Raw genomic sequence first — 21006 nt, 5'->3', positions numbered from 1 at the left:
GGGGCGGGCCTTGCACGCGGCCGCGCGGACGGTTGTTCCGTCCTCGTCGAGCACATGGCCTTCGTTGATCCACCTGCCCGCCCGGACGTCGAACAGTGGCCATCCTCCCCTCTTGTCCTGGGCAAGGAGAGGGGAGGATCACCTCCGTAGCGGTCGGCGCTCAGGTCAGGTCGAACTCGCCCTCCCGGGCGCCCGACACGAACGCGCCCCACTCCGCCGGTGTGAAGATCAAGGAAGGACTTTCGGGTCGGCCGCTGTTGCGCATCGCGATGAAGCCCTCGACGAATGCGATCTGGACGTCTCCCCGCCCTCGGCTGCTGGAATGCCACTCGGCCCTGCTGAGGTCCAGCTCCGGCTTGTCCCAGCCCGCGAGCGGGTGCTGCTCAATGGTGCTTTCGGCCACGTCCGTGCTCCTCCCGATTCGTCGTCCGCGGCCAGCCTAGCGATCGGTTCGGGCGGCGGACAGGCCACGTGAGGGGGACGGTTTCAGGAGGCGGGCGGCGCGGCCCCGACCAGCCACATCGAGAAGAACTGGGATCCGCCGCCGTAGGCGTGCCCCAGCACCCGGCGTGCCCCGTCGACCTGGTGATCTCCCGCCTGCCCGCGTACCTGAAGTGCCGCCTCGGCGAAGCGGATCATGCCGGAGGCGCCGATCGGATTGGTGGAGAGCACTCCGCCCGACATGTTGACGGGCAGGTCCCCGTCAAGCTCCGTCACCCCGGACTCGGTGAGCTTCCAGCCCTCGCCCTCCGCGGCGAAACCGAGGTTCTCCAGCCACATCGGCTCGTACCAGGAGAACGGCACGTACATCTCGACGGCGTCGATGTCACGGCGCGGGTCGGCGATGCCTGCCTGCCGGTACACGTCCGCCGCGCAGTCCTTGCCCGCCTGCGGCGACACGAAGTCCTTGCCCGCGAACATGGTCGGCTCGCTGCGCATCGCGCCACCGTGCAGCCACGCGGGCGGGCGGGGCGAACGGGCCGCCCCCGCCCGGTCGGTGAGGATCATCGCGCACGCACCGTCCGAGGACGGGCAGGTCTCCGAGTACCGGACCGGGTCCCACAGCATGGGCGAGGCCTGGACCTTCTCCAGCGTGATGTCGTGCTCGTGGAGATGTGCGTACGGGTTCTTCAGCGCGTTGCGGCGGTCCTTGTAGGCGACCAGCGAGCCGACCGTCTCGGGCGCGCCCGAGCGCCGCATGTACGCCCGGATGTGCGGCGCGAAGAAGCCGCCCGCCCCGGCGAGCAACGGCTGCGTGAAGGGGACCGGCAACGACAGGCCCCACATGGCGTTCGACTCGGACTGCTTCTCGTAGGCCAGGGTCAGCACGGTGCCGTGCACGCGCGCGGCGATCAGGTTGGTGGCGACGAGCGCCGTCGATCCGCCGACCGAGCCCGCCGTGTGCACCCTGAGCATCGGTTTGCCGACGGCGCCGAGCGCGTCGGCGAGATACAGCTCCGGCATCATGACGCCCTCGAAGAAGTCGGGCGCCTTGCCGATGACCACCGCGTCGATGTCGGCCCATGTCAACTCCGCGTCTTGGAGGGCGCGTTGGGCGGCCTCGCGGACAAGTCCCGCGATCGACACGTCCCGTCGGGCGGCCACATGCTTGGTCTGGCCGATGCCCACGACGGCCACGGGCTCCTTGCTCATCGGGCATCCCCTTCCAGTACGGCGACCAGGTTCTGCTGGAGGCACGGGCCCGAAGTGGCATGGGCCAGCGCCCTGTCGGACTCGCTGCGGTGGATGCGGGCGGCTGCCTCGCCGATGCGGATGAGCCCCGTCGCCATCACCGGGTTGGCGGCGAGCGCGCCTCCGGAGGGGTTGACGTTCACGTCGTCACCGAGGCGCAGCGCCTTGCGCAGGACGAGCTCCTGCGAGGAGAAGGGCGCGTGCAACTCGGCGGTGTCCACGGGGCGTTCGAAGACGCCGGCCCGCTCGGCGGCGAGGCGCGTGGACGGCGAGTCCGTCAGGTCGCGCACCCCGAGGCTGTGCGCCTCGATGCGGTGGTCGATGCCCCGGATCCAGGCGGGCCGCGCGCACAGTTCGCGGGCCCGCTCCCCCGCCGCGAGGATCACGGCGGCGACCCCGTCGCCGATGGGCGGGCAGTCACCGGTGCGCAGCGGACGTACGACGTAGTCCCCCTGAGGCACCGAACCCCGCAGCTGCGCATGGGAGTTGGCGGATGCGGATGCGCGGCTGCGGGCGGCGACCGTGGCGAGCGCGGGTTCGTCGGTCTCGCCCGCGTCGATGAGCGCCTGCGCCTGGAGCGCCGCGAGCGCGACGGAGTCCGGCCACAGCGGCGCCACGTAGTACGGGTCGAGCTGCCGGGTCAGAACGTCCCGTACGGAGCCGGGTGACGACTTGCCGTACGCGTAGACGAGCGCGGTGTCGGCGTCACCGGTCAGCAGTTTGGTCCATGCCTCGTACAGCGCCCACGCGCCGTCCATCTCCACGTGCGACTCGGATATCGGCGGCCAGGCGCCCACTCCGTCGAGCGCCATCGTGAAGGAGAAGGCGCGGCCCGCGAGGTAGTCCGTGGAGCCGGAGCAGGTGAAACCGATGTCGCTGGTCTTCAGCCCCGTCCGGTCCAGGACGTCGTGCAGGACCGGGATGAGCATCTCCACCTCGGACTGCTCGTCGCTGGTGCGCCGGTGGTCGTTCTGCGCGAAGGCGACCACGGCAATCTCACGCGTCACAGCAGCTCCTTGTACATGTCGTAGTCCGCGTCCGGTTCGCCGCTCGGCCGGTAGTGGTCGGGGTAACGGCCGCCTTCCGTCCACACCGGCTCGACCCGTAGGCCCATGCGCACCTGGTCGTAGGGGATGCCGCCGATCCGGCCGTGCAGGGCGAGGTCGGCGCCGTCGAGGGCGATGTGCGCGTAGACGTAGGGCACTTCGATGTCGAGATTCGCCGTGTGACCAGCCTTGATGTTGACGATGCAGTACGTCGTGACGGTGCCGGCCGGGCCCACTTCCACCTGTTCCGACGTGGCGATCCCACACGTGGGACACGCACCCCTGGGCGGGACGTACACCTTGCGGCAGGACGGGCAGCGCTCCCCGACGGTCCGCTGCTCGGAGAGGGCGCTGATGTAGGCCGACTGGGCGCGGCCGGGTGAGTAGACGTAGTCAAGGCGGGCGGGGGCGACGATGCCGGTCACCAGGTCCTCGAAGTGGCCGTCGTGCCCGGCCCCGGCGGGCTGCCACGGCTCGCCGTCGTACGGCTCGAAGCAGGCGATGTCGGTGATGGCGCCGGAGCGTTCCCCGGCCCAGCGGACGCGGACGCGCATTCCCGTGTGTACGGCGTCAGGGCCGGGGGCGTCGAGCGCGTGCAGGAGGCCCGTGTCGGCGCCGTCGAGCCGGACCAGGACCCAGGCGAAGGGGGTGCCGAGGGGCTGGCCGCGGCGGGGTTCGTGGTTCCAGGCCCAGGTGGTGACGGTGCCGGTGGGGGCTACCTCGACCAGGTCGCGTATCTCCTCGGCGGTGACAGGGTCGTACTCGACGGGCGGTACGAGGGTGCGGCCGTCGCCGGTCCGTACACCGAGGACTACGCGCTCGCGCAGGCCGGTGAGGAACGCGCTCTGGACGGGGCCGAGCGACCGGGTGAAGGGGAACTCGACGACGAGGGGGGCTTTGAGGACTTCGGGCATCCCGGATGTCTCCTTCGATGGTCGGGCGCGCCGGTGGACGGGCGGGGTCGGGCGCGCCGGTGGACGGGCGGAGATCAGGCGCGCCGGTAGAGGGGCGGGCGCTTCTCTGCGAAGGCCCGGGAGCCCTCTTTGGCGTCGGCGGTGTCGAAGACCGGCCAGCCGCGCGCCAGTTCGGCGGCGAGTCCGTCGGTCTCGGTCATCTCGGCGGTCTCGTACACGGACGCCTTGACGGCCTCGACGGCCAGCGGGCCGCAGTCGTTGATCTGCTCGGCGACCGCGAGGGCCTTGTCGAGGGCGGTTCCGTCGGGGACGACATGCCCGATCAGACCGATGTCGGCGGCTTCCCGCGCCGTGTACGGGCGGCCCGTGAGCAGCATTTCGAGGGCGTGGGTGCGCGGGATCTGCCGTTGGAGGCGGACCGTGGAGCCGCCGATCGGGAACAGTCCGCGCCGCACCTCGAAGAGCCCGAAGGTCGCTGAGCGGCCGGCGACACGGATGTCGGTGCCCTGGAGTATCTCGGTGCCGCCCGCGACGCAGTGCCCTTCGACGGCGGCGATCACGGGCTTGCGCGGACGGTGGTGGCGGAGCATCGCCTTCCAGTGCAGATCCGGGTCCGCCTTGAGCCGGTCACGGTACTCCGCGCCCTCCATGCCCTTTCCGGCCAGTGCCTTGAGATCCATCCCGGCGCAGAACGCGCCCCCCGCGCCGGTGAGCACGATCGAGCGGATCGTGTCGTCCTCGTCGGCCTCGATCCAGCCGTCGTACAGGCCGACCAGCATCGGCAGTGAGAGCGCGTTCTTGGCCTCGGGCCTGTTGAGCGTGAGCACCAGCGTGGCGCCTTCGCGCTGCACGGTGAGGTGTTCCGTCCCACCCATGGGTTCCTCCCGTCTCGGACCGTCCTGGCCCTCCTGGCCGTCCTGGCCGTCCCGGACGTCCCGGACGTCCCGGACCGCTCGGGCTGTTGCGACCGCCTCCGGCCCTTGCGAGCTCTCGGATGCGAGAACAGGTTGCAGGAGGCTTCGAGCCAGTACAAGGGTTTTCTGACAGGTAGTCAGATTACTTCTGCGCGGACCCTTCACAGTTGGGTCCGGCTTTGCTCTGATGACCGTCGAGCCGATGGCGCCCAGCCGATGACGTCGCACCGATGGGCGCCATGATCGTCCGGGGTCAGGAGGAGCGGTGGAGTACAACCTTGCCGACCTGTTCGAGTCGGTCGTCGACGTGGTCCCCGACCGCGAGGCGCTTGTGTACATCGACCACCCCGGCACCGGTGCCGAGCGCCGGCTGTCGTACGCACAGCTGGACACGGCCGCGAACCGCATCGCGCACCACTTGATCGACAGAGGCGTTCGCCCCGGCGAGCACCTCGGGCTGCACCTCTACAACGGCATCGAGTATCTGCAGACCGTACTCGCCTGTCTGAAGGCGCGAGTCGTTCCGGTGAACGTGAACTACCGTTACGTGGAAGAGGAGTTGGTCTACCTCTACCGGGACGCGGATCTGGTGGCCCTGGTCTTCGACGCGGAGTTCACGGAGCGGGTGGCGGCGGCACTGCCACGGGCTCCGGCTCTGCGGCATCTCGTCCGGGTGGGATCGCCCGCCCCCGATGCCGTCCCGGTGCCCGCGGTCGAATTCACCGACGCCGAGGCCGCCGGATCCCCGGAGCGGGGCTTCCCGCAGCGCTCGGCGGACGACCAGTTCATCATCTACACCGGCGGCACGACCGGGATGCCCAAGGGGGTGATGTGGCGCCAGGAGGATCTGTTCTTCTCCGGGTTGGGCGGAGGTGCCCCGACGGGCGAGCCGGTCAGCAGTCCGGAGGAACTGGCCGAGCGCGTCGCGGCCGGAGGCGAGGGCATCACCTTCTTCCCCACACCCCCGCTGATGCACGGCACTTCGACCCTCACGGCCTTCATCGGCTTCAACTTCGGCCAACGCATCGTGATCCACCGCAAGTTCGTGCCGGAGGAGGTGCTGCGGACGATCGAGAGGGAGCAGGTCACCAGCGTGTCGCTGGTCGGGGACGCGATGCTGCGGCCGCTGATCGACGCGCTCAACGGGCCCTTGAAGGGCACCGACTGCTCCTCCCTGTTCAGCGTGTCCTCCTCCGGAGCGATCATGTCGGAGACCGTGCGCGAGCAGTTCCAGGCACTCGTCCCGAACGTGCTGCTGCTCAACAACTTCGGCTCGTCGGAGTCCGGCTTCAACGGCACGGCCACGGCGGACTCGGGCCCTGAGCGAGGATTCCGGGTGCGGGTCAACTCCCGTACAGAGGTGGTCGATCCGGCCACCTACGAACCGATCGCCGTGGGCGAGCCAGGCCGCATCGCACAGCGCGGCCATGTGCCCCTCGGCTACTACAACGACCCGAAGAAGACCGCCGAGACCTTCTTCCAGAAGGACGGCGAGCGCTGGGTGCTCCTCGGCGACATGGCCACAGTCGACGAGGAGGGCATCGTGACCGTCCTCGGCCGTGGCTCGCAGTGCATCAACACCGGTGGCGAGAAGGTCTATCCGGAAGAGGTCGAACAAGCCCTCAAGTCCCATCCCGACGTCTACGACGCCCTCGTCGCCGGAGTGCCCGACGAGAAGTGGGGCAACCACGTGGCGGCGGTGGTCCAGCTCCGCGGCGGCGCCGACCGACTCTCCCTGGACGACATCCAGACCCACTGCCGCTCCCACCTCGCGGGCTACAAGATCCCGCGTCAGCTCGTCATCACGGAGGCCATCGAGCGGTCGCCGAGCGGAAAGGCGGACTATCGATGGGCTCGGTCGGTGGCGGCGGAGGCGGCTCGCTGAGGTCTCCCGGCACACCGCGCACCGTCCGTCTCACCGCCGAGCGACTAGAGTGAAACGGTGAGTTCCCTGCCGGAAAAGCCGCCGACGCTGATCACCGAGGACGACCGCGACACCGCCGTGCGGCGCGTGCAGCAGGGGTACGCCGAAGGGCACATCTCGCACGAGGAGATGGACGAACGCCTGCACCGGGCACTCACCGCCACAACGCGCGGCGAGCTCGTGTCGGCGCTGTCCTCACTCCCGGAGGAGCCCGCGGAGAGTACGTCGACGATCGCCGCCGCAGGCGGGCGGATCCAGCGGCGCGGCGCTTGGCGGGTGCCACGCACCCTCAAGATCGAGTCCGCCTTCGGAAGGGTGCACCTGGACCTGTCCCGGGCGGTCATCGAGCATCCGGTGGTCGACATCGAGCTGCACCTCGGCACCGGCAGGGCAAGAATCACGGTGCCTCGCGAAGCGACCGTCGAAGTCGGGGAGCTGCAGACCGGGTGGAAGGACTGGCGCTACAAAATCCCGCGGCGCTCACGCCCTGGCGGACCGACGATCCGGATCTCCGGGTCCATGGGGTTCGGACGGCTGAAGATCCGCCACGCACGGCGATGACGTTGCGGATGCCGGCGCCGCGCCCATCGGCCGTAGGCAGGCGAACCCGCGGCTCGACCGACCACAGGCAGGCGAACCCACGGCTCGACCGACCACAGGCACGGGCGAACCCGCGGGGCACAGCGGGCTCGGGAGTGTGGCACTGGCGCCCAGACCTCAGGCAAACCTTTCCCGCAACTCCCGCTTGAGGATCTTCCCGCTGGCGTTGCGCGGCAGCTCGTCCACGAACAGCACCCGCTTGGGCGCCTTGAAGTGGGCGAGCTTCTCCCGTGCGTACGCGAGGAGTTCGGCCTCGGTGACCTCACCGCGGGGAACGACGACAGCGGTGACCGCCTCGATCCAACGCTCGTCAGGAAGGCCGATCACCGCCACTTCGGCGACCCCCTCATGCGTGTACAGCGCGTCCTCGACCTGGCGTGAAGCGATCACCACGCCACCGGAGTTGATGACGTCCTTCACCCGGTCGACGACGGTGAAGTACCCGTGGGCGTCCCGCACCGCCAGGTCCCCGGAGTGGAACCAGCCGTCGCGGAACGCCTCGGCCGTCTCCTCCGGCTTGTCCCAGTACCCCTCGCACAACTGCGGGGAACGGTAGACGACTTCACCCTGCGTCCCGTCGGGGACCTCCTTGCCGTTCTCGTCGACCACCTTCGCGTTCACGAACAGGACCGTACGTCCGCAGGAGTCCATCCGCCCCTTGTGCTCGTCCGGCGCCAGGACCGTGGCCAGCGGGCCGATCTCGCTCTGGCCGAAGCAGTTGTAGAAGGCCAGCTTCGGCAGCCTGGCGCGCAGCCGCTCCAGTACGGGCACCGGCATGATCGACGCCCCGTAGTACGCCTTGCGCAGTCCGCTCAGGTCACGGGACGCGAAGTCGGGACGGTTCGACAGACCGATCCACACGGTGGGCGGGGCGAAGAAACTGTCCGCGCGGCCGGCCTCGATCAGCTCGAAGATATGGTCCGCGTCGGGCGCGTCGATGATGACGTTCGGCGCGCCGACCGCGAGGTACGGCAGCAGGAACACATGCATCTGCGCCGAGTGGTAGAGCGGCAGCGCGTGCACGGGCCGGTCCCCCGGGCTCAGGTCAAGGGCCGCGATCGCGCTCAGGTACTCGTGCACCAGGGCGCGGTGCGTCATCATCGCGCCCTTGGGAAGAGCGGTGGTGCCCGAGGTGTAGAGCAACTGCACGAGCGTATCGGTCCGCGGCTCGGTACCCTCGTACACGGGCGCCGCGTCCAGCCGCGCGAGCAGCGAGTCGCCCGCGTCCCGCAGCGGCAACGTACGTACCGACTCGGGGAGTCGGGCGGCGAGGTCCGGGTCGGTCAGGACAAGGGAACTGCCGGACTGGCCAACGATGTACGCGAGGTCGTCGCCGGTCAGGTTCTGGTTGACCGGCACGTGGACCAGTCCCGCGCGGGCGCAGGCGAGGAAGCCGATCAGGTACGCGTCCGAGTTGTGGCCGTAGGCGCCGACGCGGTCGCCGGGGGCGAGCCCCTGCTCCAGCAGCACGCTCGCCGCGCGTGACACGGCGTCGTCGAGTTCCGCGTACGTCCAGGAGCGCTCGCGGTACTCGACCGCGATGCGGGCCGGGACACGCCGGGCGCTGCCCTTCAGCACTCCGTCAACCGTGCTGCCGTGTTCAGGCGTCATGACACATGATCCTCGTTCCATCGCGTCGAGGAGGTCAAGCCGGACGCACAGTGACGGGAACGGACACCCCGCTCACGCCGGCCGGCACATACCCAGCCTCGGTTTCGGCACCGGCTGGGCGCAGGCCGCCGACCAGATGTGCACGCTCGCCGACGGCTTCCCGACCTTACGCGGCGATCGTTCCCGCTGCTTCGGTCCCGACCGGGCCCCAGGCCACACCATCGGTCGCAGCTGGTCCGGCGCTCTCTCACACCACCCGGTCGCGCCCCTCCCAGTACGGATCGCGCAACCGCCGCTTGTACAGCTTCCCGTTCGGATCGCGCGGCATCGTCTCGATGAAGTCGACGCTCCTGGGGCGCTTGTAGCCCGCGAGCTGCCGTTCGCAGTGCTCGAGAATGTCCGCGGCGAGGGCGGCGCCCGGTTCGTGTCCGGGAGCGGGCTCGATCACCGCCTTGACCTGCTCACCCCAGCCGTCGTGCGGGATGCCGAAGGCCGCCGCGTCGGCGACCGCGGGGTGCGCGAGGAGCGCGGCCTCGATCTCGGCCGGATAGATGTTGACCCCACCCGAGATGATCATGTCGATCTTGCGGTCGCGGAGGAAGAGATAGCCGTCCTCGTCGAGCAGACCGAGGTCGCCGACGGTGAAGAAGTCGCCGATGCGGTTCTTCTTCGTCTTGCTCTCGTCCTTGTGGTACGAGAATCCGCCGGTGCTCATCTTCATGTAGACGGTGCCGAGTTCACCGGGCGGCAGCCTGTTGCCGTCGTCGTCGAAGACGGCGAGTTCACTGATCGGCCAGGCCCTGCCGACCGTGCCGGGCTTCTTGAGCCAGTCCTCGGCGGTCGCGAAGGCCCCGCCGCCCTCACTGGCCGCGTAGTACTCCTCCACACACTCGCCCCACCACTCGATCATCGCCCGCTTCACATGGTCCGGGCACGGGGCCGCGCCATGGATCGCGTGCCGCATGGCGGAGACGTCGTAGCGGGCCCTCACCTCGTCGGGGAGTGCCAGCAGCCGGTGGAACTGGGTCGGGACCATATGGGTGTGGGTGCACCTGTGTGCGTCGATCACACGGAGCATCTCTTCGGGCGTCCACTTGTCCATCAGCACCAGAGGGTGGCCGATGTGCAGGGACGCGCCCGCGAACTGCAGAACGGCGGTGTGGTAGAGCGGCGAGCAGACGAGGTGCACATTGTCGTCGTACGGCTTGATGCCGAAGATGCCGAGGAAGCCGCCGAGATACGTCTCCTCGGGGAGCTTGCCGGGCAGCGGGCGCCGGATGCCGCGTGGGCGGCCCGTGGTGCCCGAGGTGTAGTTCATGACCCAGCCGAGTGTGCGGTCCTCGGGCACCGATGCGCTCTGTCCGTCCAGCAGTTCGGTGTACGGCCGGAAGCCCTCGCCGCGGCCGACGCAGTAGCGGTGCTTGACCGGCAGCATCGCCTCGTCCGCGGCGTGACGTGCGGCGTCCGCGAAGCGCTCGTGCGCGATGAGCACCTTGGCTCCCGAGTCAGCGACGATCCAGGCGATCTCGGGGCCGACGAGGTGATGGTTGACGGGAACGAGGTAGAAGCCCGCCTGTGAGGCGGCGAGGTAGGCGACGACGAACTCGACGCTGTTGGGCAGGACGATCGCGAAGGCGTCCCCGCGTGCGAGGCCCGCGTCGCGCAGTCCGTGGACCAGTTGATTGGCGCAGGCGTGCAGCCGGCCGGCGCTCCACTCCTCTCCTGCCGGGGTGATGAGGACCGTTCGCTCCGGGTCGGCCGCGGCCTGGGCCCAGAAGCCGTTCGGCGGCGCACTCTCCACCTTGCTCACGACGGGTCGCCCCTTCCTGCGATGCGGTTGATCCGGTCGACGGCGTGCTCGAACCCCCGGGTCAGGTCGTCGAAAACCTCCTGGACACTGCGCTCGCTGTTCATCCGGCCGACGATCTGCCCGACGGGTGTGCCGAGCAGTGGCTCCACCTCGTACTTCTGGATCCGGGAGAGCGCCTCGGCCACGAGCAGGCCCTGCAAGGGCATGGGAAGCGTGCCGGGCCCGCTCGGGTCGTCCCAGGCGTCGGTCCACTCGGTACGCAGTTGCCGTGCCGGTTTTCCGGTCAGCGCGCGTGAGCGGACCGTGTCGCCGGATCCTGCGGCGAGCAGCTTCCGCGTGACGCCGCGGGAGTGCATCTCGGCCTCTGTCACGGTCAGCCATATGGAGCCGAGCCACACACCTTGGGCACCGAGGCTGAGCGCGGCGGCCACCTGCTGTCCGCTGCCGATGCCACCGGCGGCGAGTACGGGCAACGGGTCGACGGCTTCCACGACTTCGGGGGTGAGCACCATCGAGGCGATCTCCCCGGTGTGGCCGCCCGCCTCATAGCCCTGCGCGACGACGATGTCGATGCCCGCCTCGGCGTGCTTGCGGGCGTGCCGGGCGCTGCCCGCAAGGGCTGCGACGAGCACCCCGCGCTCGTGGGCGCGCTCGACGACATCGCCGGGCGGCGACCCGAGCGCGTTGGCCAGCAGTGTGATCGGGTAGTCGAAGGCGACGTCCAGCTGAGTGCGGGCGACCTGCTCCATCCACCCCGTGATCCGCCATCCCGACACCTCGCCCTCGGCGAGCTCGGGCACGTCGTACTTGGCCAGGGTGTCCCTGACGTACTGCCGGTGCCCCTCGGGGATCATCGCTTCGACGTCGGCCTCGCTGACGCCCTCGACCTTCTTGGCCGGCATGACGACATCGAGGCCGTAGGGCCTCCCGTCGACGTTCGCCTCGATCCAGTCGAGATCGCGTTTGAGGTCGTCGGGGGCGGCGTAGCGGACCGCACCGAGCACACCGAATCCGCCCGCCCGGCTGATGGCCGCGACGACCGCGGGAAACGGCGTGAAGCCGAAGATCGCGTGCTCGACTCCCAGTCTCCTGCTCAGCTCCGTCTGCATGGGCGCAGGATGCCGCAGTCCTCCGGACGAGGGAAGACCTTTTCTGATGATCCGTCAGATTCCCGGGCCTCGCCTGCCACGGTTGACACACCCCCTCCCCTGACAGGAAAGTTTCACCCCGCACAGCGAACCCGGAAAGATAATTTCAGGCGGCGCGGCGGGAGACTCCTCGATGACCGAACAAGCAGTGGGTAATTCGGCGGGCGGGCCGACCCGTCGTCAACTGGGCCGACAGATACTGGCCTTGAGCGGCGCGCTGGCCATCGCCCCCTTCCCGGCAGGGCCCGCGGCGGCCTCCGAAGGAGCTGGTGACGACCGGCCGACACTGCGGTACGGATCGGCCGAGCGTGCCGGCCTGCTCCCCGGCCATCTGCGCCAACTGGTCACCGACACCGAGGCGTTCCTCAACCCCTCCCCCAAGCACCCCTGGTACGCGGGTGCCGTACTTCTCGCCGGGCGCGGCGACACCGTGGCGCTGCACCAGCCCATCGGCATGGCGGTGCGCTATGCGGCGTACGACGAGAAGACCGACACCGGCGTCGAGTTCCCCAATGGGCAGCAGATCGCTGCGTCCGAGGACACCGTCTACGACCTCGCCTCCGTGTCGAAGCTGTTCACCTCGATCCTCGCGGTCCAGCAGATCGAGCGCGGCACGCTGGAGCTGACGGCGACGGTCGCCTCGTACCTCCCGGAGTTCGCGGGCGCGGGCAAGCAGGACATCACGATCCGTCAGCTCCTCACCCACACCTCGGGTTTCCGCGCCTGGATCCCCCTCTACAGCGCGCCGACCCAGGAGGGAAAACTCCAACTCATCTGGAACGAGGCGCCGCTCAACCCGCCGGGCACCAAGTACCTCTACTCGGACCTGAACCTGATCTCGCTCCAACTCGTCCTGGAGGAGATCACGGGCCGCACCCTCGACACCCTCCTCGACGAGGAGATCACCCAACCGCTCGGCATGCACCGCACCCGCTACAACCCGCCTGCCTCCTGGAAGCCGAAGATCGCCGCCACCGAGGACGCCAGGCTGCCCTGGTCGGGGCTGAACCGGGGGCTGGTGTGGGGCGAGGTGCACGACGAGAACGCGTACTCCCTGGGCGGGGTGGCCGGCCACGCGGGTGTGTTCTCCTGCGCCTGGGACCTGGCGGTTCTCGGCCGCACACTGCTCAACGGGGGCGCGTACGGCGGGGCCCGCATCCTGGAGCCGGAGACGGTGGACCTGATGTTCACCGACTTCAACACGGCCTTCCCCGGCGACGAGCACGGCCTCGGCTTCGAGCTCTACCAGCACTGGTACATGGGCGCGATGGCCACGCCGCGCACCGCGGGCCACACCGGCTTCACCGGCACCTCACTCGTCCTCGACCCGACGACCGACTCGTTCCTGATCGTCCTTGGCAACTCCGTTCACCCCGCTCGCAGTTGGCGCTCCGGCTCCGCTCCCCGGGTCGCCGCGGCGAACAACCTGGCGCGCGCCGTGCCGGTACGCCCCGCCCGGGGCCGCACGTCCTGGTTCTCCGGGATGGCGAGCACCACGACGGCCACACTGGCCCTACCCGTACTCGACACCGGCGCCGGCCCCACGCGCCTGCGCTGCGCCCTGTGGTGGGACACCGAACCGCAGTCGGACCTCCTCTTCCTGGAGGCCTCCACCGACGGCGGCGCGACCTGGCAGCCGGTTCCCTTCACCACGGCGGCCCCGCACGGCGAGGAACCGCGGGAACATCCGACCGGCTCGGTCACCGGCTGGTCGGGGCGGGTATGGCAGCGGCTCACAGCCGACCTCCCGCAGACGCGGCAGCTCGCCGCACGCTGGCGATACCGGACCGACCAGCTGTACGTCGGGCGCGGCGCGTACGTCGACGGACTCCGCGTCGAGTCCGGCGACCGGGTCCTCTTCGACGAGGCACGGCCTGCGGACGCCGCTCGGATCGAGGCGGTGGGCTGGGTGGAGTCCGGCGACTGAGGCCGCCGCAGGCATTCCCCAGCCACGCGCCACCCGTCACAAGGCTTCCCCGGCCAGGTGAACGGCCTAGCCGAGGTCTCCGGGGTCTCGCTCCTCCAGCACGGCCATCGCCGCGTTGTGCCCAGGCACGCCGCTCACCCCGCCGCCCCGCACGGCGCCCGCCCCGCACAGCAGGACGTTCGGGTGCCGGGTCTCCACACCCCAGCGGCCCGTACCCTCCTGCGCGTAAGGGAAGGCGAGGTCGCGGTGGAAGATGTTGCCGCCCGGCAGCCGCAGCTCGCGTTCCAGGTCGAGCGGGGTCTTCGCCTCGACGCAGGGGCGGCCGTCGGCGTCGGTGGCCAGGCAGGAGACGAGCGGTTCGGCGAGGTACGCGTCCAACTGCGCCAGGGTCGACTTCAGCAGTTCGTCGCGTACCGCCTCGTTGTCTCGCGCGAAGAGCCGGGCCGGCGTGTGGAGCCCGAAGAGCGTGAGGGTCTGGTAGCCCTGCTCGACCAGATCCCGGCCGAGGATGCTCGGGTCGGTGAGCGAGTGGCAGTAGATCTCGGAGGGAGGCGCGGTGGGCAGTTCGCCGGACGCGGCCTGCGCGTGGGCGGTGGCCAGCTGCTCGTACCCCTCGGCGATGTGGAAAGTCCCGGAGAACGCCTCGCGCGGGTCGACGGAGGTGTCGCGAAGCCTCGGCAGCCGCTTCAGGAGCATGTTCACCTTGAGCTGGGCGCCCTCGGCCGGGGTGGGCGGTTCGTCGCCGGTGAGGCGCGCGAGCTCCTGCGGCGAGGCGTTCACCAGGACGTGCCGGGTCGCGATGACGCCCTCGCCGTCCGCGCTGCGGTAGGTGACCTCGGCGGCCTGCCCGTCCGTGTCGATCCGTACCGCCTCGTGGCCGGTCGCGATCACGACGCCCGCGTTGCGTGCCGCCGCGGCGATCGCGTCGGTCAGGGCTCCCATGCCGCCGACGGGCACGTCCCAGGCTCCGGTGCCACCTCCGATGACGTGGTAGAGGAAGCAGCGATTCTGCCGCAGTGAGGGGTCGTGGGCGTCCGCGAAGGTCCCGATGAGGGCGTCGGTGAGGACGACACCGCGTACGAGGTCGTCCGCGAAGTACTCCTCCACGGCGGCGCCGACCGGTTCCTCGAAGAGAACCCGCCAGGCCTCCTCGTCGTCGACCCGCCGGCGCAGCTCGTCACGCGTGGGCAAGGGCTCCGTGAGCGTCGGGAAAACCCGCTGGGCGACACGGCCCGTCATGCCGTAGAACCGCTGCCACGCCGCGTACTCGCTGTCCGATCCGGTCAGCCGCGCGAAGGCCTCGCGGGTGCGCCGCTCGCCACCGCCGACGAGCAGGCCGGTCGGCTTTCCGTTCCGCTCGACGGGTGTGTACGAGGAGACGGTGCGCCCGCGTACCCGAAAGTTCAGGCCGAGATCCCGCACGATCTTCCGGGGCAGCAGGCTGACCAGGTACGAGTAGCGCGACAGGCGTGCGTCGACCCCGGTGAACGGCCGCGTGGACACCGCGGCACCGCCGGTCGTCCCCAGGCGCTCCAGCACCACCACCGACCGGCCGGCCCGGGCCAGGTAGGCAGCGGCGACGAGGCCGTTGTGGCCCCCGCCGACGATCACGGCGTCGTATCCCTCGAGTGCAGGCATGCTTCTTGGTAGCACGCGATGATCTACAACGGCCAGGGTTACGCGGCAGGCGGCGGGCGCCCGTATGGGGCGACGTCCCCGCAGGGGCGCGGGGAACCGCGCGACAAGCCCCCACGGCCCGCAGCGAACAAACGACCCAGGGGGTCGGGGCGCAGCCCCAGAAAGAAGGGACGGGTAGGGGCGGCGGGGGCGAAAACCCACCACCCCACCACTCCACCACCCGTCACTGCCCCCCGGCCGCCCGCTGCTGCCGCAACGCCGCCACCCTCCGGTACAGCTCCACCGCCTCCTGCCGCCGTCCCAGCTGCTCCAGACAGTGGGCTTCGTCGTTGCGACTGGCAAGCGCGTCGGGATGGTCGGCCCCGAGGACCCGCTCTCGGGCGGAGGCCACCTCGCGGTACTCGGTGAGCGCGTCGGACCAGCGGCCGAGCCAGCCGAGGCCGACGGCGACCTCTCGGCGGCTGACAAGGGTGTCGGGATGGTCGGCGCCGAGGACTCGTTCACGGATGGCGCACACGTCGCGGGACTCCGCGAGGGCCTCCTCCCAGCGGCCCATCCGGCCGAGGTTGACGCCGAGGCCGTGCCGGGCGCGCAGGGTCTCGGGATGCGCGGCCCCGTGCACCCGGGTGCGGTCGTCGATCAGGTCGCGGTACAGCTCCAGGGCCTGCGCGCTGCGGCCGAGGCGGCCGAGGCTGATGCCGACCTCGTAGCGGGCGGCGAGGGTGTCCGGGTGATCGGGACCCAGTGCCTGCGCGCGGGCCTCGGCCACCTCACGGTAGGTGTGCAGGGCTTCGGGCCAGCGCCCCAACTGGCCCAGCGCGTAGGCGACTTCGTAGCGGGTTACCAGCGTGTCGGGGTGCGTCGCGCCAAGGACCCGGGCACGGGCGGACGCCACCTCGCTCGCCATGCGGTACGAGTCCTCCAGTCGGCCCAGTCTGCTCAGGTTGAAGGCGAGGTTGTGGCGGCAGCGCAGGGTGTCCGGGTGATCGGCGCCCATGGCACGCTCCCGGGCGGCGAGCACCGACGCATAGGCCTGGTGCGCCTCGAAGTGGCGGCCCAACTGGCCCAGCACGTACGCCATTTCCTGCCGCGCGGCGAGCGTGTCGGCGTGGTCGGGGCCGAGCACCCGCTCCCTGGCCCGGGCGACATGCGCGTACTCGCGCAGTGCCTCGGCGGGGCGTCCGGTGCGACTGAGGGTGAATCCGACCTCGTAGCGGCTGGCGAGCGTGTCGGGGTGATCGGGGCCGAGGACGTGTTCCCGCTCGGCGGCGACCGCGCGGTGCACCTCGCCGGCCTCGGTCCACCGGCCGAGCCGCCCGAGACTCAGCCCAGCGCTGTGCCGCCCTGCCAGGGCGGTGACCGCCTCCGGTGAGGGAGTGGGACGTTCGGTGTGCTCGATCTCCCGTGCCACCGCCGCTGACGGACGCGCGATCCACTCGCCGGTGAGGCCCGCGGAGGCGTCCGGCGGTGCGGCGCGCAAGCCGGCGCCGGTCGCCTTGTGGCCCGTCGTCATACCCCGGGTCCAGGAGGGCAGCCGGGATTCGCGCGACGGCGGCAGCTCGGGGCGCGCCTGGACCGAGGGCGCCAACGGATGCTGATCCATGGCGTGTTGTCGTACGACGGGAGACACCACGGTCGGCACGTACATGCCGGGCGCGCGGCCCGCGCTGATCCGGTGGCCGAGTTCGCGGGCGTCCTGCGGGCGCTCCTCGGGCTCCTTGGCGAGCAGATCCAGAATGATCTTCTCGAAGTACTCGGGGAGTTCAGCCCGGTGGTTGCGCGGCGGTTCCGGCGCCGTGTCCCGGTGGCCGACGAGGACCGCCCATGCGTCGTCGAGGTCGAACGGCGGCGCCCCGGTGGCGATTTCGTAGAGCACGCAGCCGAAGGAGTACAGATCGCTGCGCTGGTCGACGTGGGTGCCGCCGATCTGCTCGGGCGACATGTAGTGCGGGGTGCCCATCGCGATACCGGTGCCGGTCAGACGCGAGGTGAACCCGATGTCGTGGCCGAGGCGTGCGATGCCGAAGTCGCAGATCTTCACCGTGCCGTCGGAGAGCCGCATGATGTTCGCGGGCTTCAGGTCACGGTGCACGATGCCCTGTTGATGTGTGTAGGCGAGGGCCGCGGCCACCTGGTCGGCGACGTCGATGACGTCGGCGACCGGCAGCGGATGCTGCTTGTTGTCCTCCAGGAGCTGGCTGAGGTTCCGCCCTTCCAGAAGTTCCATCACCAGATACAGCACGCCGTCGGACTCGCCGAAGTCGTGGACCACCGTCACCCCGCGGTGCTGGAGGGCGGCGGCCACCCGTGCCTCGCGCCGGAACCGCTCCCGCAGCACGCGGGTGAAGGACTGATCGTGGTGCGGTCCAAGGGGCTTGAGGCACTTGACCGCCACCTGACGGCCGAGGGACTCGTCCCGCGCCCGCCACACCTCACCCATACCGCCGCGCCCTATGAGATCGAGCAGCCGGTACCGGCTCTGGATCAGTCTGGTGTCCGCCATCTCCTGCGACCGCCCCCGTCGATGCTCACCCCGCGCCCTCCCCGGCCCGTCCAGTATGGCGAGTTATCTGTCGACTTTGTACGGCGCCGGGCGGGAGCCGGGGCCCAGTCGTGACATGGCGCGCAGAATGTGTTTGGGCGGAAGTTGCCAGCGCAGACGGGCGGGAACACAGCGCAGCATGGTGCCCGTGACACGCAGGCGCCGGGTCACCGCGGCGGGCGGCGGGGCCGTCCTGCCGTACAACTCGTGGGCGTACGACGGCAGAGAGGCGTACGCCAGCTGCGCCACACGCCGCCACAGCACAGCGCGCGCCGGTACGAGCAACGGGTGTGTCGGCGGGCGCAACAGGAAGTCGTCCACGTCCCGCGCCTCCGGACCCGCCGCCAGCTCGGGCAGCACCTTCTCGAAGTACCCGGCCAGTTGGGCCCGGTCCGCGGGTACGTCGTCGGGGTCGAGCCCCACCAGCCGTGCGCTGACCCGGTGTTCACCGATGTACTGGTCGGCCTGCGCGTCGGTGAGGCGGAACCCCGAGCGCCGTACGACGTGCAGATAGGAGTCGATCTCCGCGCAGTGCACCCACAACAGCAGCTCCGGCTGGTCGATCCGGTACCGCTCCCCCGTCTCCGGGTCGACGGCTGTGAGCATCGTGTGAATCTTCCGTACGCGCGTCCCTGCCTTCTCAGCGGCTTCACTGGTCCCGTAGGTCGTCGTCCCCACGAAGTTCGCGGTGCGCATCAGCCGTCCCCACGCGTCACGCCGGAAGTCGGAATTCTGCATGACTCCCCGCACTGCCCGCGGGTGCAGGGCCTGCAGGTAGAGCGCGCGGACTCCGGCGACCCACATCATCGGGTCGCCGTGCATCTGCCAGGTCACCGAATCCGGAGTGAAGAGTCCTGGGTCACCTGCCCGAAAGGCGTCCACACGAGCAGTGTGGCCGGTCCTTGCTGTCGGCACCATCCGCGCCGTCGGCTTTTCGCGGTGCCCGGGGACGTTTCCGCAGCGTGGTCAGCCGCGGCGCGGGATGGAGGCGGGCGGACACCTCTCCGAAGCCGGCTATCGCCGCACCCGTGGCATCCCCAGACCGATCCACGAGATGATCTCCCGCTGGATCTCGTTGTTGCCGCCGCCGAAGGTGAAGATCACCGCTGACCGGTAGCCGCGTTCGAGTTCGCCGTGGAGGACCGCGCCCGCAGAGCCTTCCTTGAGAGCGGCCGGGGCGGCGACGACCTCCATCAGCCAGGCATAGGCGTCCCGGCGGGCCTCGGAGCCGTACACCTTGACCGCGGAGGCGTCCTGCGGGGTGAGGGAACCGTCCTGGACGGCATTCACCATCTGCCAGTTGAGGAGCTTCATGGCGTCGAGCCGGGTGTGGGTCTGAGCCAGCCGGCGGCGCACCCAGGGCAGATCGATGACACGGCGGCCGTCGGCGAGCTTGGTCTCCATCGCCCAGTGCTGCACGTCGTGCAGGGCGCGGATCGCCATGGTGCCGTGCGCGGCGAGGGTGACGCGCTCGTGATTGAGCTGGTTGGTGATCAGCCGCCAGCCCTTGTTCTCCTCCCCGACACGGCGCGAGACGGGCACGCGGACGTTCTCGTAGTAGCTCGCGGTGGTGTCGTGCGAGGCCAGGGTGTTGATGAGGGTGCAGGAGTATCCGGGGTCGGAGGTCGGGACGAGGAGCATCGTGATGCCCTTGTGCGGCGGGGCGGTGGGGTCGGTACGGACGGCGAGCCAGACCCAGTCGGCCGTGTCGCCGTTCGTCGTCCAGATCTTCTGTCCGTCGACGATGTAGTCGTCGCCGTCCCTGACCGCTCTCGTCTTCAGGGCGGCCAGGTCCGTACCCGCGTCAGGCTCGCTGTAGCCGATCGCGAAGTCGATCTCGCCGGACAGGATCCTGGGCAGGAAGTACCTCTTCTGCTCCTCCGTGCCGAACTGCATGATCGTCGGGCCGACCGTGTTCAGTGCCATCAACGGCAGGGGTACGACCGCCTGGGCCGCCTCGTCGAAGAAGATGAACTGCTCCATCGGGCTGAGCCCGCGCCCGCCGTACTCCTTGGGCCAGCCCACGCCCAGCCAGCCGTCCGTGCCGAGGCGACGGATGGTGTCGCGGTAGAAACGCTTCTGAGCGGCCCGGTCGGCGTACCGGGCGTAGGCGTGATCGGGTACCAACTCGGCGAAGTAGCCGCGCAGTTCGGTGCGCAACCGCTGCTGCTCTGGCGTGTATTCGAGATGCACGGCGCCTCCTGGCTCCCACTGACTGAGCTGGTTCTCCCGGGCTTGACGGCGCACACGGTAGAACGCGTTGCAGAAATTGGGAATGCCGGTGACGGCCTCGAAGGGACCAGATCTCGAGTCTGAGGTGCGCTCAGCTCAGCGTGGCGATGAACTCCATGCACACCTGGGCGCATTCACGGCAGGCCTTCGCCGCGTCCTCGGCCCCGGCGAAGTCGTCGAAGACCTGCGCGCTCTCCAGACAGACCGTGCGGCACCACTCCACCTGGACCCGGATGGCCGCCTCGTCCTGATGGAGCTGCTCGGACAGCACACGACAAGTCGCGTCGCACACTTCCGCGCACAGAATGCCCTCCCGGCGCATGAGTTGCTGTTCCTTCGGCCCGTCCGGATTCACGCAGCTCGCGCTGGTCGCACACGCCCGGGCGCATTCGGTGCAGGCCTGGGCGCAGGCGAAGCGGTCCTCCAGGAATCGGAAGAGCTCCTGTTGGGATGTCGTCGTGGTCACAACGCGCGGGTAGCCGAAGGGAACCGCGTCAAACCCGCGAGGAGCGCTGGACTGCGCTCACGCGCCCGCCGCCTCCTGCGCGATCCGCTCGAACTGCTCCGCCATCGCCTCGGCGAGCGCGTTGGCCGCCGAGAGCGGGCGGACCATGACCGTCAACTCGTCGATCCTGCCGTCCTCGTCGAAGTGCAGGAAGTCGCAGCCCTCGATCTCCTTGCCGCCGACCGTCGCCTTGAAGACCAGCGCGTGGTCACGGCCACCGGCGTCGGCGATCTCACGGACGTAGCGGAAGTCGGTGAACACACGGGTGGCGCCGCGCAGGATGGCCGCGGTGATCGCCTTGCCCGGATAGGGCTTGAAGACGACGGGGCTGGTGAACACGACGTCGTCAGCCAGCAGTTCCTCGATCGCAGCGAGGTCGCCCGCCTCTACGGCCTTGCGGAAGGGGTTCATGACGCCCGCCTCTCCTACTCGAAAAGTCACGAAGAGTGATACTCAACCAATTGATCAGGTGCGGGACAGATTAGTCGCCGGTGCGGGTGTCC

Annotated in this window: 17 protein-coding genes and 1 pseudogene; 4 read left to right on the top strand and 14 right to left on the bottom strand. The window is 69.9% G+C overall.

Annotation, left to right across the window (positions count from 1 at the left end):
- Positions 1-160: 160 nt before the first annotated feature.
- From ACFYPC_RS24260 to ACFYPC_RS24240, 5 genes are all read right to left on the bottom strand, one after another.
- Entirely contained in the window at positions 161-403 is a 243-nt protein-coding gene (locus ACFYPC_RS24260) for a DUF397 domain-containing protein (RefSeq protein ID WP_384376807.1), read from the bottom strand.
- Positions 404-486: 83 nt separating this feature from the next.
- Positions 487-1653 carry a thiolase domain-containing protein gene (locus ACFYPC_RS24255; RefSeq protein ID WP_388679792.1) on the bottom strand — a complete coding sequence of 389 codons (1167 nt, stop codon included), beginning with the start codon at positions 1651-1653 and terminating at the stop codon, positions 487-489.
- Positions 1650-2699, bottom strand: coding sequence for a thiolase domain-containing protein (locus tag ACFYPC_RS24250; protein WP_388679789.1), 1050 nt, complete (start codon positions 2697-2699; stop codon positions 1650-1652). Before ACFYPC_RS24250 ends, ACFYPC_RS24255 begins: the two co-directional genes overlap by 4 nt.
- Positions 2696-3652: a Zn-ribbon domain-containing OB-fold protein gene (locus ACFYPC_RS24245; protein WP_388679787.1), complete on the bottom strand. Its 957-nt coding sequence runs from the start codon at positions 3650-3652 to the stop codon at positions 2696-2698. The genes ACFYPC_RS24250 and ACFYPC_RS24245 overlap by 4 nt, the downstream gene beginning before the upstream one ends.
- A gap of 74 nt (positions 3653-3726) precedes the next feature.
- Complete coding sequence (locus tag ACFYPC_RS24240) at positions 3727-4527, bottom strand: crotonase/enoyl-CoA hydratase family protein (RefSeq protein WP_388679785.1); 801 nt, start codon at positions 4525-4527, stop codon at positions 3727-3729.
- 304 nt (positions 4528-4831) lie between these two features.
- On the opposite strand from ACFYPC_RS24240, the gene ACFYPC_RS24235 reads away from it, so the two are divergent.
- Both ACFYPC_RS24235 and ACFYPC_RS24230 read left to right on the top strand, forming a co-directional pair.
- Positions 4832-6451: an acyl-CoA synthetase gene (locus ACFYPC_RS24235; protein WP_388679784.1), complete on the top strand. Its 1620-nt coding sequence runs from the start codon at positions 4832-4834 to the stop codon at positions 6449-6451.
- Between the two features lie 57 nt (positions 6452-6508).
- Entirely contained in the window at positions 6509-7051 is a 543-nt protein-coding gene (locus tag ACFYPC_RS24230; RefSeq protein WP_388679782.1) for a DUF1707 domain-containing protein, read from the top strand.
- Positions 7052-7207: 156 nt separating this feature from the next.
- Here ACFYPC_RS24230 and ACFYPC_RS24225 read toward each other — a convergent pair whose 3' ends face one another.
- Positions 7208-8701, bottom strand: a complete 1494-nt coding sequence (locus ACFYPC_RS24225; RefSeq protein ID WP_388679779.1) for an acyl-CoA synthetase — start codon at positions 8699-8701, stop codon at positions 7208-7210.
- Positions 8702-8795: 94 nt separating this feature from the next.
- Here ACFYPC_RS24225 and ACFYPC_RS24220 point away from each other — a divergent pair.
- Positions 8796-8924: pseudogene (locus ACFYPC_RS24220) on the top strand (penicillin acylase family protein); the annotation flags it as partial.
- Positions 8925-8948: 24 nt separating this feature from the next.
- Here ACFYPC_RS24220 and ACFYPC_RS24215 read toward each other — a convergent pair.
- Positions 8949-10502, bottom strand: coding sequence for an acyl-CoA synthetase (locus ACFYPC_RS24215; RefSeq protein WP_388680076.1), 1554 nt, complete (start codon positions 10500-10502; stop codon positions 8949-8951).
- A gap of 5 nt (positions 10503-10507) precedes the next feature.
- On the bottom strand, positions 10508-11620 hold the full coding sequence (locus ACFYPC_RS24210) for an NAD(P)H-dependent flavin oxidoreductase (RefSeq protein WP_388679777.1): 1113 nt from the start codon (positions 11618-11620) through the stop codon (positions 10508-10510).
- A gap of 172 nt (positions 11621-11792) precedes the next feature.
- On the opposite strand from ACFYPC_RS24210, the gene ACFYPC_RS24205 reads away from it, so the two are divergent.
- Positions 11793-13586, top strand: coding sequence for a serine hydrolase (locus tag ACFYPC_RS24205; RefSeq protein ID WP_388679774.1), 1794 nt, complete (start codon positions 11793-11795; stop codon positions 13584-13586).
- Between the two features lie 66 nt (positions 13587-13652).
- Here ACFYPC_RS24205 and ACFYPC_RS24200 read toward each other — a convergent pair whose 3' ends face one another.
- The 6 genes from ACFYPC_RS24200 to ACFYPC_RS24175 form a co-directional block, all read right to left on the bottom strand.
- Positions 13653-15224, bottom strand: a complete 1572-nt coding sequence (locus ACFYPC_RS24200) for a phytoene desaturase family protein (RefSeq protein WP_388679772.1) — start codon at positions 15222-15224, stop codon at positions 13653-13655.
- 223 nt (positions 15225-15447) lie between these two features.
- On the bottom strand, positions 15448-17727 hold the full coding sequence (locus ACFYPC_RS24195; protein WP_388679770.1) for a tetratricopeptide repeat protein: 2280 nt from the start codon (positions 17725-17727) through the stop codon (positions 15448-15450).
- A 63-nt stretch (positions 17728-17790) separates the two neighbouring features.
- Positions 17791-18684: an oxygenase MpaB family protein gene (locus tag ACFYPC_RS24190; protein ID WP_388679767.1), complete on the bottom strand. Its 894-nt coding sequence runs from the start codon at positions 18682-18684 to the stop codon at positions 17791-17793.
- Positions 18685-18780: 96 nt separating this feature from the next.
- Positions 18781-19959: an acyl-CoA dehydrogenase family protein gene (locus tag ACFYPC_RS24185; RefSeq protein WP_388679764.1), complete on the bottom strand. Its 1179-nt coding sequence runs from the start codon at positions 19957-19959 to the stop codon at positions 18781-18783.
- 130 nt (positions 19960-20089) lie between these two features.
- Positions 20090-20464: a ferredoxin gene (locus tag ACFYPC_RS24180; RefSeq protein WP_388679763.1), complete on the bottom strand. Its 375-nt coding sequence runs from the start codon at positions 20462-20464 to the stop codon at positions 20090-20092.
- 57 nt (positions 20465-20521) lie between these two features.
- Positions 20522-20914, bottom strand: coding sequence for a nuclear transport factor 2 family protein (locus ACFYPC_RS24175; protein ID WP_388679760.1), 393 nt, complete (start codon positions 20912-20914; stop codon positions 20522-20524).
- Positions 20915-21006: the final 92 nt, after the last annotated feature.

It is taken from the genome of Streptomyces sp. NPDC005808, from assembly GCF_042871385.1.
Lineage (GTDB): Bacteria > Actinomycetota > Actinomycetes > Streptomycetales > Streptomycetaceae > Streptomyces.
The sequence above is the reverse complement of the archived record's forward strand: the minus strand, read 5'-3'. Positions and strand labels throughout refer to the sequence as shown.